This is a genomic window from Prevotella sp. C0209C1, assembly GCF_056583855.1.
Genome location: NZ_JBWPJP010000007.1, coordinates 38,347 through 51,267, shown reverse-complemented (window position 1 = coordinate 51,267; position 12,921 = coordinate 38,347). Strand labels below are relative to the sequence as shown.

The 12,921-nt window shown below is 40.1% G+C and carries 13 protein-coding genes; 7 read left to right on the top strand and 6 right to left on the bottom strand.

All coding sequences use genetic code 11. The features are described from left to right. The first annotated feature begins 8 nt into the window (after positions 1-8). Positions 9-2,351 carry a translocation and assembly module lipoprotein TamL gene (gene tamL, locus AC1DCD_RS03160; protein WP_464640356.1) on the top strand — a complete coding sequence of 781 codons (2,343 nt, stop codon included), beginning with the start codon at positions 9-11 and terminating at the stop codon, positions 2,349-2,351. 154 nt (positions 2,352-2,505) lie between these two features. On the opposite strand, the gene AC1DCD_RS03155 is transcribed toward tamL, so the two are convergent. From AC1DCD_RS03155 to AC1DCD_RS03145, 3 genes are all read right to left on the bottom strand, one after another. Next, positions 2,506-4,104, bottom strand: coding sequence for a hypothetical protein (locus AC1DCD_RS03155; protein WP_464640358.1), 1,599 nt, complete (start codon positions 4,102-4,104; stop codon positions 2,506-2,508). Between the two features lie 56 nt (positions 4,105-4,160). Beyond that, positions 4,161-4,307, bottom strand: coding sequence for a hypothetical protein (locus AC1DCD_RS03150; RefSeq protein ID WP_464640360.1), 147 nt, complete (start codon positions 4,305-4,307; stop codon positions 4,161-4,163). A 573-nt stretch (positions 4,308-4,880) separates the two neighbouring features. Next, positions 4,881-5,663 (bottom strand): radical SAM protein, encoded by a 783-nt coding sequence (locus AC1DCD_RS03145; RefSeq protein ID WP_036854416.1) that lies wholly within the window; start codon positions 5,661-5,663, stop codon positions 4,881-4,883. Positions 5,664-5,856: 193 nt separating this feature from the next. Between AC1DCD_RS03145 and AC1DCD_RS03140 the strand changes: the two genes are divergently transcribed. From AC1DCD_RS03140 to folK, 6 genes are read left to right on the top strand one after another with little or no spacing between them, the layout of a single operon-like run. Further along, the gene (locus AC1DCD_RS03140) at positions 5,857-6,735 is read left to right on the top strand and encodes a cell division protein FtsX (protein ID WP_036854417.1); all 879 of its coding nucleotides are present in this window, start codon (positions 5,857-5,859) and stop codon (positions 6,733-6,735) included. Positions 6,736-6,762: 27 nt separating this feature from the next. Then, entirely contained in the window at positions 6,763-6,999 is a 237-nt protein-coding gene (locus tag AC1DCD_RS03135; protein ID WP_008449341.1) for a DUF3098 domain-containing protein, read from the top strand. After that, positions 6,999-7,853, top strand: a complete 855-nt coding sequence (locus AC1DCD_RS03130) for an undecaprenyl-diphosphate phosphatase (RefSeq protein WP_036854420.1) — start codon at positions 6,999-7,001, stop codon at positions 7,851-7,853. The genes AC1DCD_RS03135 and AC1DCD_RS03130 overlap by 1 nt, the downstream gene beginning before the upstream one ends. Before the next feature lie 34 nt (positions 7,854-7,887). Beyond that, complete coding sequence (gene truB, locus AC1DCD_RS03125; RefSeq protein ID WP_008449368.1) at positions 7,888-8,589, top strand: tRNA pseudouridine(55) synthase TruB; 702 nt, start codon at positions 7,888-7,890, stop codon at positions 8,587-8,589. Between the two features lie 10 nt (positions 8,590-8,599). After that, positions 8,600-9,784 (top strand): S-adenosylmethionine:tRNA ribosyltransferase-isomerase, encoded by a 1,185-nt coding sequence (locus AC1DCD_RS03120; protein WP_019035601.1) that lies wholly within the window; start codon positions 8,600-8,602, stop codon positions 9,782-9,784. Further along, on the top strand, positions 9,777-10,199 hold the full coding sequence (folK, locus tag AC1DCD_RS03115) for a 2-amino-4-hydroxy-6-hydroxymethyldihydropteridine diphosphokinase (protein WP_008449363.1): 423 nt from the start codon (positions 9,777-9,779) through the stop codon (positions 10,197-10,199). The genes AC1DCD_RS03120 and folK overlap by 8 nt, the downstream gene beginning before the upstream one ends. A gap of 52 nt (positions 10,200-10,251) precedes the next feature. Here folK and AC1DCD_RS03110 read toward each other — a convergent pair whose 3' ends face one another. Genes AC1DCD_RS03110 through AC1DCD_RS03100 form a run of 3 tightly spaced genes read right to left on the bottom strand, consistent with a single transcriptional unit; the run spans position 10,252 to position 12,917 of the window. Then, the gene (locus tag AC1DCD_RS03110) at positions 10,252-10,737 is read right to left on the bottom strand and encodes a dihydrofolate reductase (RefSeq protein ID WP_464640364.1); all 486 of its coding nucleotides are present in this window, start codon (positions 10,735-10,737) and stop codon (positions 10,252-10,254) included. Between the two features lie 40 nt (positions 10,738-10,777). Beyond that, positions 10,778-11,572: a thymidylate synthase gene (locus tag AC1DCD_RS03105; protein ID WP_464640366.1), complete on the bottom strand. Its 795-nt coding sequence runs from the start codon at positions 11,570-11,572 to the stop codon at positions 10,778-10,780. A gap of 25 nt (positions 11,573-11,597) precedes the next feature. Next, positions 11,598-12,917 (bottom strand): methyltransferase RsmF C-terminal domain-like protein, encoded by a 1,320-nt coding sequence (locus AC1DCD_RS03100; RefSeq protein ID WP_464640368.1) that lies wholly within the window; start codon positions 12,915-12,917, stop codon positions 11,598-11,600. Between the last annotated feature and the right edge of the window lie 4 nt (positions 12,918-12,921).

The following is a 12,921-nucleotide window of genomic DNA, read 5'->3' as shown; positions in this document are numbered from 1 at the left end:
TATTGCTAATGAAACGTATGAATATAAAAAAGCTAAAAAAGCAGTATCCTCTCCTTATCATTACCGTGTTAATGCTCTCGGCTTGTAGCACCACGTCAGGGCTTCGCGACGACCAGCAGCTATACACAGGAATGCTGAAAACACAATATGATAACTACACCAAGAACAGCCATTTCTATAATGTACAAGAAGAGCTTGACCTTGTCCTTGCCTCTAAGCCTAACGGCTCTCTGCTTGGAAGCCCATCTATACGCTCGCCTTTCCCTATAGGGCTATGGATATGGAACGCCTTTGCTAACGACACCACACGCTTTAGCCGCTGGATAACAAAGACTTTTGGTTCTACACCGGTAACATTAAGCACCGTAACACCAGAGCTTAGGGTGAAAGTGGGAGAGAATCTGCTTAACAAAAGAGGATATTTTGATGGTAAGATAACCTATGATGCTATACAGCAAAGCAATAAGAAGAAGGTAAAGCTAAGATATAACGTTAGCATGGGACGCTTGTGGACTATAGATAGCATAAGCTATACTAACTTCCCTGCTCAGATGAGCAAGCTCATAGCGGCAAGCCGTCAGCAGTCTGAAATAAAAAAAGGCTCTCCTTTCGATGTTGCTGCTTTAGAAAAAGAGCGACAACGCATCACACTGCTCTTTAAAGACAATGGTTACTACTATTACCAAAACAACAACGCAAGCTACCTTGCCGACACCGCCGAGGTGAGCGGCAGAGCTAACATTCGTCTTCAGTTAGCCGACTCTGTGAGCAGCAAAGCCTTACGACAGTGGCATATAGGAGATGTTACCATAAATCTGCGCCACGACTATCAAGAGCCCTTAGCTAAGCATAAGCACTACGGGAGCCTTACTATAAACTATAACGGTAAGCGTCCACAGCTACACCCACGCTTGCTATGTAGCGAGGTGGAGGATATGAAAAACGAAATATACAACTATGAGAAGATGCAGCGTTACAGGCAAAAGCTAAGCTCTACGGGTATCTTTCAGACGGCTGCCTTTACCTTTTCGCCAAAAGACGCTACAGATACCTGCAAGGTGCTTAACCTAAACGTAGACGCTGTGTTTGATAAGCCCTATAGCTTTTTTGTGGAAGCATACGGAAAGGGTAAGACAAATCAGCGTTACGGGCCAGAGCTTGTAGTGGGACTTACCAAGCGCAATGCCTTTAGAGCAGGCGAACTGCTTAACGTAAATGTGCATGGCTCTTATGCGTGGTCGACGGCTCGGAGTAACAGCAATGCCACTTTTAGCTTAGACAACTATGAGTATGGCTTGGAAACAAGCATACAATATCCACGCATCTTAACCCCTACATTTATAACCTTTGCTAAGAAAAGAGGTAAGAGGGCTTTCTTTTCCACACCATCTACTACGGTAAAGGCGTCTTTTGCCGTAATTAACCGTGCCGGATACTTTCGCCGTCATGTAGCTTCTGCCGATTTTACCTATCAGTGGCAACCTACCGAGCAAAGCATGTTTACCTTCTCGCCCCTTACCTTAACCTACGAATATATGAATGCTACCACAAAGGCATATACCAGCATGACAGACGACTTGCCATATCTTAAAATATCTATGGCTGACCAGTTTATACCTAAGATGCAATTCCAATACACTTATATGAGCAGTAGCAGCTATGCCAACCCTATAAAGTGGTGGACTACGGTGAGCGAGGCGTCTAACATACTCTCCTTAGGATATATGGCAGCAGGGAAGAGGTGGCAGCAGAGCAATAAAAAGATGTTTAAAAACCCGTATGCACAATTTCTTAAAGTGGAAACTAACTTTACTAAGACCTGGCAGCTGTCTAAGCTCTCTTCGCTTGCTGCCCATCTTAATGCAGGCATAATATGGGTATATGGCAACAGTGAGGCTGCTCCTTATACGGAACAGTTTTATATAGGCGGAGCTAACAGCATACGTGCCTTTAATGTGCGTGAGATAGGACCGGGCAGATACCGCTCTAAGTCGGTAGCCTCGTCTTATGTAGAGCAGACGGGGGACGTAAAGCTGCAGGCTAACATAGAGTATCGTCCTCACCTCTTTAGAGAGCTTTATGGGGCTATCTTCCTTGACGCGGGTAACGTATGGACCTTGCATAACGAGGCAGAACGCCCTTTGGGGCAGCTCCTCTTCCCTAATATGCTTACACAGATAGGTGTAGGCACAGGCGTGGGGCTTCGTTACGACATAGGCTATTTTATGATTAGGCTCGACTGGGGTGTAGGCCTCCATGTGCCTTACCCTACGGGTAAAGCAGGCTTTTATAACATCTCTTCTTTCCGTGATGCGCAAGCCTTACACCTTGCTATAGGCTTGCCGTTCTAAAGCTCTTGCTTTATTAAGCCTGCTCTATGTTAAAGCTCTACGCATAAGCAAAGATAAAGCGCAACGCCTTACGTATATCATTACGTGGCGTTGCGCTTTCTTTTCTTACCGCTTAGCTGTTTGCCTGATGTCAGCTATTAGAGTTATTGCGATATTATTTAGGATAATCTTTACAAAATATTTCTAATTTTTCATTTTTACCTTCAAAACCATCTGCTACTAAAGTTATTCTGAACTTATCCATATCCTTTGTGCCGAATTTATGTTTTTGTTCTACACCTTTTTTCGGTTTATCTTCAACCATTGGGTACTTTGAAGGGTCAAAAGTTAAGCTAAAAGAGCCTATTGTGTCATCTCCTTTAGGTTGTTTTGTAATCTTCCACGTTACGCAATTTACGTTTTCTCCTGATAATTGTGTATAATCGCTTTTTTTTGTATTTTTATTATATGTCTTATACTCTATACTTTTTATAGTAAAAGTATTAGAAGCTATTATTGCATGATTAAAATGCTTCTTTGTTTTATCGGTATTAACTGCGTATCGATAGCAATTTATAAACAAATTATATGTATTTTGTTTTTCCCCGTCTTTTTTGCAAAAAGATTCTTTATTAGGTTGTATAGTTTTGCTAGTATTCTCGTAGTTGTTTGGATCTACTATTTCTATTTGTATATTAGCATCTTCTTCGTTTGTCTTGTTTATCAGGCTATTCACTAAATATTTTTCCACCTCACCTGCTTGATATGGTTTGCCATCTTTTCTTTTAAGAGGAATGGTTATACGTTTAATTTTTACCCTTGTATCATTTTCGGGTGTTACTTTTTGACCTTTTTCATCTCTTACGCTCACATATTCTTTTCCATCTTTCTTTAGTATCACCTCTGCTATGGCGTCTTTGCTTATCGGTTGTGGTATCATGAAGATGGTAAGGTTGTCGTACTTGTTGTCTGTTTTTAGCCCGGTAAACTGGGTTCTGTTTCTCTGTGTGGTGGTGATGTGGTTTGTTATAATATACACATCTTTTTTCTCGCTAAGGTCTTCCCATGTGAAACGCTCTGCGTCAGTGGTCTGCGATAAGTCTACCTTGCAGGTACCTTTGGTATATAGATTTGTTAGGCGAATGCCCTCAATGGTATAACCAGTAGGTACGCGGTCGCCAATGGCAAAGTTGATAGCTGTAAGGGCATGATGCATGTTTACAGTCTGTTTACCATCTATCACGTCGTTTTTGCTGTTCTCACTTGTTATGGTAAACTCAGGAGCCTCACCTATTAGCAAGTCTTGTTGTGTAGACATGTCCTTTTGTAAGGCGTAGGTAAGGGTGTATGTGTTTTCGCCTGTCCTTGTAAAGGCGTTGCCCTCGAGCTTAGGATATACGGCAGCTATCTTTACCTTAGGCATGTTGTCCTTATATGTAGCCACTTTGCCGCCTACACGCACTATACCGTCTTTCTTCTCTGCGCTGCCGTTGTTAATAAAGTTAGGGTCTGTGCTTATAGGGCTGCCGTCTTTACGTGCATAGCCATATACGCCAAAGGTAGCATTGTCTGCCATTTGTGATATTTCGTCGTACATAGTGCCTCGTGTGCTGGGACCAAAGCTTAGCTTTACTATCTTAGAGCTTTCTGCTTTGTTGCCTTTAAGCGAAGCGTTGCTGTTATCTATATCTTGTGAGCAAGATGTTGTAATAGCTGCCAGGGATATTGTAAGGGCAGCGGTAATAGCCTTATAGCTTAAAAAAAAGTGTTTCATTTGCTTTAATAATGTTTTGTTACCGTGTGTGTGTTTTTATAAAAGATATTATGTTTTTAAGGTTTAGGTTTTCCGCTTAGCCAGTCAGGGAATTCATCTATTGCTTCTGACTCTCCGTTCGCATCAGTCTCCTCATGTTTTTCCCACGGATTTACTTTGATTTTTGTTTTGTTTTCAACCCCAGAGCTACAAATTATCTGCATAGAGTCTTCCATTCTTAAAATTGTAGCGACTGGCTTTTCGTACATTTTTTTCATTACTTTTTCCTTTCTTGTTTGGCATCGCGCGCCAAAACATATTAATTATTTTGATCTCTTTTTCCTCTTCAAAGGTAATACTTTTATTTCTAAAAAAGGCATATTCTTCTCCCCCCCCCCCAAGAATTATAGTTTTTTAAGATATTTGTTATATTTTCACCTAATTATTTGTTTTTTAGGCTGTTATTTATTGGTATAAAGGTAGGCGGAAAACTTTAGGGAGGCTTCTTTTTTATGTAAAGTAGGTAAGAAAGGGCATGGCTTTAGAAGCTATAAAATGTAATTTTTTTTCTATATATAATATAGCCTTTTTTGGTAAAAAGGAGATGATTGGGAAGGAAAAATAAATTATTTTTCTAACAAAAATAGGTTAAAAATACACTAAAAATAGCTTATTTTTCTCTCCTGCCTCTTATCTTTTCCTTTCTTTTCTGTCCTTTTTGTGTAGGCAAAAGCAGGTGTTTTGCTTTTGGGTGGTAGTAAGGTAAGTTTTTTAATAGCCTATGCTTTATGGGGTTTTTAGTAAGATGCTTGGCAGGCTATTCCTAACGATTTTACTCTTTCGCATATAGCGTCTAACTCTTCGTGCGAGGCTTTTCTTAGGTGCGATGCAGGTGTTTCGCGCTCTATGGTGTATATCATCACCTCCTTAGGTGCAATAGCCTCGACGGCTTCGAGCCATGGCTTTACGAATGTTTCAGAGGTGTTAGTAATGTTTTCCCCTTGGTCGTTATATCCTTTAAGGAACATGGTTTGTATTATCAGTTTCCCTTTAAAGGCTTTCATGTTTTCTATTATTTTTTTTACGTTATAAGATGGTGCTGTGGGTCGGTCTACCTTTTTTATCCATTCGGTGTTAATGGTGTCGAGCTTTAAGATGTTGTTATCTACCATTCTTAATGCCTCGTGTACCTTTGGTCGGTGAATGAAAGTGGAATTGCTAAGGACAGATATTTTTGCCGTTGGGCAATATATGTTTCTTAGGCTGATGGTGTCTTGTATAATCTCATAAAAGTGTGGGTGCGATGTAGGCTCTCCGTTGCCGGCAAAGGTTAGCACGTCAGGGGCGTAGCTGTTAGCTTTCATTTCTTTTAGTTTCTCTTCGAGCTTTTCAGCCACTAATGCTCTTGGCGGGTGTGGTGACGAGGTGTGTCGCTGAGCATTATATCCACACTCGCAGTATATGCAGTCGAAGGTGCATATTTTGCCATCGGCAGGCAAGAGGTTTATGCCGAGCGAAATGCCTAATCGGCGGCTATGTACAGGTCCAAAGATGGGTGAGGGGTAAATAATAGTACTCATATTGCTTTGAAAAAATATTGTGTAGGCAAAGGTAATATAAATATGTTTTAAGACAAAAGGGTATGTTTATAATCTTTCCCTCAGAGTGAGCTTTTCTTATGAATAGCGTAAATAAAATATAAAATCTTTTGTCCTTATTTTATTTTCCAGTAACTTTGTAGAAAATTTGTTGTATTGTATTTTTTTTAATAATATGGTAAAAAAGCGAAAGCAAGTACGCAGGCAGCATAGCTTACAGGTTGTAACCCTTTGTATTAGTACTGCAATGGTGTTAATATTAATAGGAATGGTGGTACTTACGGTGTTTACCAGTAGCAATCTAAGCTCTTTTGTAAAGGAAAATCTTAGCGTTACAATGATTCTTCAGCCCGATATAGACGAGCAGGCAGCTGCTACTCTTTACGAGCAGGTTAAGGGCGAAAGGTTTACCAGTGTGGCTAATTATATAAGTAAGGAGCAGGCACTATCAGATGGTACGAGGGAGCTTGGTGCAAATCCTGCCGAGTTTGCAGGGCAAAACCCTTTTACCAGTGAGATAGATGTTAATCTTAAAGCCGATTATGCTAATAACGACTCTATAAGCTGGATATCAAAGCGTCTAAAGTCTTATCGTGGTGTTAGCGATGTTACTTATCGTCAAGACTTGGTAGAGAGTGTTAATAACACTTTGGGCAAGGTAGGTATAGTGTTATCGGTTATAGCAATACTTCTGACCATAGTGTCTTTTTCGCTTATAAACAACACTATTCGTCTAAGCGTTTATGCGCGTCGTTTTTCCATTCATACCATGAAGCTTGTGGGAGCCTCGTGGGGTTATATCCGTGCTCCTTTCTTAAAGCGTGCCATTATGCAGGGCTTTGTGTCTGCTTTGATAGCCATAGTGGTTTTAGGAGGCTGTGTTCTCTCTTTGTATAGCTATGAGCCAGAGATAAGCAAGGTGCTTTCATGGGATACGTTAGTTGTTACGGCGCTTATAATGTTGTGCTTTGGCATTTTTATAGCTACGCTGTGTTCAGCGTTGTCAGTTAATCGTTTCTTGCGTATGAAGGCAGGCGATTTATATAAAATATAGAAATAAGAATAAGACATTTTTTACAATATGGAAAAACAGAATTTTGCTTTCGATAAGGCTAATTTTATTTTGCTTGCCATAGGTGTGGCAATAGTGGTGATAGGCTTTATCTTAATGAGTGGAAGTGGTTCAGGTGAGCATTTTTTTAACGTTAGCATTTTCAGCTTCCGTCGCATCACGTTAGCTCCAATAGTAACCTTTATAGGTTTTGTTTCTATAATAGGTGCTATTTTGTATAAACCTAAAAAGCACAAAGAGCATTAATGACTATTTTTCAAACCATTATTATAGCTATCGTAGAGGGTATTACAGAGTTTTTGCCTGTATCATCTACGGGGCACATGATTATAACCCAAAGTCTTTTAGGTGTTAAGCAAGGCGATCCTTTTGTTCATGCTTTTACGTTCATAATACAGTTTGGTGCTATCTTGTCTGTAGTATGTTTGTATTGGAAACGTTTTTTTAGTTTTAAGCATGTATCGTGTGTCGATAAAGAAAGAGGGTCTTCATTATTGCGTTTCTTTAGGTTTTATTGGCTGCTTTTCATAGGCTGTCTTCCTGCAGGTGTGGTAGGCTTATTAGCTAAGAAGAGTGGTTTGCTCGATTGGCTATTAGATTCTGTCTCTGTGGTGGCAGTAACGTTAGTTTTAGGCGGTGTGTTTATGCTTTTTTGCGATAGGCTTTTTAATAAAGGTAGGCAAGAGAACAGGGTAAATGTAAGGCGTGCTTTTTGTATAGGTCTGTTCCAATGTTTGTCGGTTTTGCCGGGTATGAGCCGTTCTATGTCTACTATAGTGGGAGGTATGGCAAGCGGCTTGACGCGTAAGCATGCAGCAGAGTTTTCTTTTTTTGTAGCTGTTCCTTTAATGGCAGCTGCTACATTGCTCGATTTGTACGACTTGTTAAAGCATGGCACTCAGTGGGCTACTTTTCATAACCTTACCGTTTTAGCACTTGGGTGTGTAATAGCTTTTTTAGTAGCGTTACTGGCTATGAAGTGGTTTGTTAGTTTTCTTACAAAGTATGGTTTTCGTCTGTTTGGCTGGTATCGTATCATAGTGGGTGGTATTATCCTGATATTGTTAGCAATGGGTGTTAATCTTAATATGATAGAGTAAGAGTAATATTATTTGTTATCACCTTATAAGAAATATGAATTTTACAGAAGGGGTTATTATTCCGATAGATAAGCCGTATGGTATAACCAGTTTTAAGGCGTTGGCTCATATACGTTACCTTTGCAGTAAGGTAAATGATGGCAAGGTAAAAATAGGTCATGCAGGCACTTTAGATCCTTTAGCAACGGGGGTGTTGATACTTGCAACGGGTAGAAAGACAAAGCTCATAGAGTCTTTGCAGGCGCATACTAAGGAGTATGTAGCTACGTTGCAGTTAGGAGCTACCACTGATAGTTACGATATGGAGCATGAAGAGAACGAGAGTTTCCCAACAGCTCATATTACAGAGGAGCTTATAAGAGATGCTTTGCAGAGCTTTGTGGGCGAGATACAGCAGGTGCCGCCTACGTATAGTGCGGTGAAAGTGTCAGGACAGCGTGCTTACACTCTTCGTCGTGATGGTCAGCAGGTGGAGCTAAAGCCAAAAACGGTTCAGATAGATGAGATAGAATTACAATCATTCGATTCTTATAAGATGCAGATTACCATAAGGGTAGTTTGTGGTAAGGGTACTTATATTCGTGCTTTGGCACGCGACTTTGGTCGCTTTATACATAGCGGTGCTTATCTAAGGTCATTGCGCAGAGTGCGGGTAGGTGCAATTAATATAGACGACTGTATCGATTATGACAATTTTGATAAGTGGTTAAGTAGTCAAACAATAGAAAAAGAATAAACAAAAGAATATGAAGCTTTCACAATTTAAATTCAGCTTACCAGAAGATCAGGTGGCTCTCTATCCACATTCTTCAGAGCGTATATTAAAACGTGCAGATGGTAGCGAGCAGAAGTTTACTGTAGTGCGTCGTGATGAGGGGAGATTAATGGTAGTTCATCGCAAGTCGGGCAAAATAGACATGTTTAAAGGCGAGGTTACAGGCGAGCCTAAGGAAGAGGATTATATACGTTTTCGCGATGTGCTCAACTATTTTGATGATGGCGATGCTTTTATCTTTAATGACACAAAGGTGTTTCCTGCCCGCTTATATGGCACAAAGGAAAAGACAGACGCCAAGATAGAGGTGTTCTTACTTCGTGAGTTAAACGCTGATATGCGCTTGTGGGACGTCCTTGTAGAGCCTGCTCGCAAGATACGTATAGGCAATAAGTTGTTTTTTGATGAATCGGGAACAATGGTTGCTGAGGTAATAGATAACACTACATCACGTGGCCGTACGCTACGCTTCCTTTATGATTGCGATCATGATGAGTTTAAGCGTGAGCTTTTCTCGCTTGGTGAGGCACCATTACCACGTTATATTATAGACAATCGTCCAAAGAAAGAGGGGGAAGACTTTGCCCATGCCACTGAGGACGATTTAGAATATTTCCAGTCGGTGTTTGCTAAAAACGAGGGTGCAGTGTCTGCTCCTGGCACTAATATCCACTTTTCAGAGCATATGATGAAGATGATGGAGATAAAAGGTATAAAGAGTGCCTTTATAACGCTTCATTGTGCTTTGGGCAGTTTTCATGATATAGAGGTGGAGGATCTTACCAAACACAAGATGGATTCTGAAGAGATGCATATCAATGCAGAAGCCTGTGCTGTGGTAAATAGCACTAAGAAAGCTATTCATAAGGTATGTGCCGTTGGTGCAAGTGTGGTTAAGGCTTGCGAAACAGCAGTAGGCACGGACGGATTGTTAAAGGAATATGATGGCTGGACTAATAAGTTTATCTTCCCTCCTTACAAGTTTGGCTTGGCAGATTCCATGTTAGTAAACTTTTATCACCCTTATTCTGTTCTTTTAATGGAGACTGCTGCTTTTGGAGGTTATGATCTTATCATGCAGGCATACGATTTGGCTGTTAAGAACGGATATATGTTTGGCTGTTTTGGCGATTCTATGTTGATACTTGATGATTAAAACACATATAACATACCTTGCTTTAGGTACTAACCTTGGTGATAAGCAGGGGCTGATGTTTGCAGCTATAGACAAGATAAGTAAGAAGATTGGCGATGTTATCTGCCAATCTTCTTTTTATGAAACAAAGGCTTGGGGGTTTAAAAGCAAAAATACTTTTCTTAATGCTTGTGTAAAGGTAAAAACAAGTCTTTCCGTTTGGGAGGTATTGGCTGTAACACAGTCTATAGAAAGAGAGCTGGGGCGTATAAAAAAGTCGGTTAATGGGCAGTATTCTGACCGCACTATGGATATAGATATACTCCTTTATGATGATATAAATATTAACACTACAGCCCTCACCGTGCCTCATCCTAAGATGTATGAGCGCGACTTTGTCATGAAGCCTTTAAAGGAGATACAGCATAAAAGCTGAGCCGTCTGCCTGTTGTAAAGGAAATGTTTTCTTTTAAGGCATTATCTATAGCTTATTTCTTTTTGAGGTTTACAAATCTGAAAGCAGGGTGTTCATGGGTAGCCTTATGCTCTTCTACGAAAGTTTCTTTATATTGTGAGCGGTCAAACAGTGGGAAAAAGGCATCAGCATGTTCTGGTGTTGCCTCTATTTCTGTCAGGTAAAGCTCTTTAGCTAAGGGCAAAGCCTTTTCATAAACCGACACTCCTCCTAAGATAAAAACATGCTCATCTTCTTTGCATGATGAGAGTGCTTCTTCCAAAGAAGAATACACTTGGCAATTATGGAGATATTTTTTTTCTCTGCTTAACACTATGTTACGGCGGTTGGGTAGTGCTCCTTTAGGTAGCGAATCGTATGTCTTACGACCCATGATAATGGTGTTTCCCGTTGTAAGAGCTTTGAATCGTTTAAGGTCGTCCTTAATGTAATATATCAAATTGTTCTGATATCCTATGGCGTTGTTAGCTGCTATGGCAGCAATAATAGATATTTGCATATTATAAGAGTGTAATGTTTTTTATGTATAGTAACTACTATCAAATAGCCACTGTGCCCGGAATGTGTGGGTAAGGGTTGTAGTCTTCTATCTTGAAATCGTCGTAATGGAAGCTAAAGAGATCCTTAACATCAGGGTTAATGATTATCTTTGGTAGTGGTCGAGGTGTGCGTGTGAGCTGTAGCTTTACTTGTTCGAGGTGGTTTAGATATATGTGTGTATCGCCTGTGGTGTGTATAAACTCGCCTACCTCTAACCCCGTTACTTGTGCCATCATGTGTAGTAAAAGCGAATATGAGGCTATATTGAATGGTACACCTAAGAAAGTATCAGCAGAACGTTGATATAGCTGTAGAGAGAGCTTACCTTCTGCAACATAAAACTGGAAAAGACAGTGGCAGGGAGGTAAAGCCATTTCGTCTACTTCGGCAGGGTTCCATGCCGTAACAAGCATTCTGCGTGAGGAAGGTGAGTGCTTTATCATATCTAAAACGTTTTTTATTTGGTCTATGCTTCCTCCTTTATAATCTGGCCATGAGCGCCATTGATGCCCATAAACGGGGCCAAGATCGCCATTCTCGTCTGCCCATTCGTTCCATATTTTTACACCATGTTCTTGTAGATACTTTACGTTAGTGTCTCCTTTAAGAAACCATAGTAGCTCGTATATTATACTTTTTAGATGTAGCTTTTTTGTAGTTAGCAAAGGAAAGCCATCTTCCATATTAAAGTGCATTTGATGTCCAAAGATAGAAAGAGTACCTACGCCTGTGCGATCTTCTCTCTTTACTCCTTCTTTTAAGATGCGTTTGAGCAGGTCTTGATATTGTTTCATTGTATGTTTTGTTATTAATGATACGTTATAAAATAATGTTAGGTTCCTTAGGAACGTATGTACTCCTTATTCTCCACTCTTGTGGATAGAGGTTGTTAGCCCTGTTTCCAATGTTTTTGGCATATCCTAAAGGCTGGTTTTTATATGTTAGGAGTATTATTCCGTGAGGAATGTCATGGCTTAAAGTGATAGCTTCGCCTCTAAGATAGGCTATAGCAGTGTGATAGCTTACGTCTATAGTGGGGTAAAGGCTATTATCAGCATCTTTCATAAGAGCCTGACTAATATGAGGAATCTTATTTTTACCTTTCTCTTCAGGCTCATTAACGCCATAAGCTAATAGCTTTAAAGGTTTTAAAGCCTTACGAAAGTAGTCTTTTTGTAATAATGATATGTTATTAGAGGGTATAGGATTTAGTCCTGGTTTGGTCTTTTGAAGTAAGCAGATAAATAGTCCTTCTCCAAGCGTTTTGCCAGGTAAGAAGCGGTAAACAGGGAATTGCTGTGCTGTGGAATCTGCTCCGTTAAGCGGATTTCCTATTAGAGAGCCTGTAATGTTCCATTCTTTTTCTGTGTGTATAGGTAATAGTTTTGCGCCTAATTCCTTTATTATCCACGCTACATTTTCCTCGTTTTCAAGTGAATTGAATGTGCAAGTGCTGTATATAAGGAAACCTCTTTCCTTAAGATTGTCCCAAATGTCTTTAATGATAGAGCGTTGTAGCTGGCAGCATTTCTTTACATTTTCCTTGCTCCAAGAGCTTATTGCTTTGGGATCTTTGCGGAACATACCCTCTCCAGAGCATGGAACATCGGCTATGATGATATCGAAAAGGAGCTTTGTCTTTTTAAAATCTTTAGGGAAATTATTAGTTACAGCTATTTGAGAATGTCCAAATTTCAGGATATTTTCTGATAATATTTGTGCTCGTTTAGTAATAGGCTCATTGGCAATTAGCGTGCTTCCTATAGGAAAGGCTGACTGTGCGCATGTACTTTTACCACCCGGAGCAGCACATAGGTCGAGAGCTGTTACAGGATAGTGTATATATTGTCTTATGATATGGTCAATAAACATTGACGAGGCTTCTTGTACATAGTAGCTTCCAGCATGGAAAAGCGGATCGAAAGTAAACGTAGGGCGCTCCTTTAGGTAATATCCGTCTTTACACCAAGGCACGTTATTACTTACTAAATCCATATTTACAGCACATCGTTTGAAGGGGTTTATCCTAATAGTTGTAGGGCAATCTTCTTGCTTTAAGCCTTTTATTAGTGTACGATATAGCTCTTCTCCCATTAAGATGCGTGTATATTCTTCAAAGTCTTTAGGAATGTTTATCATATCG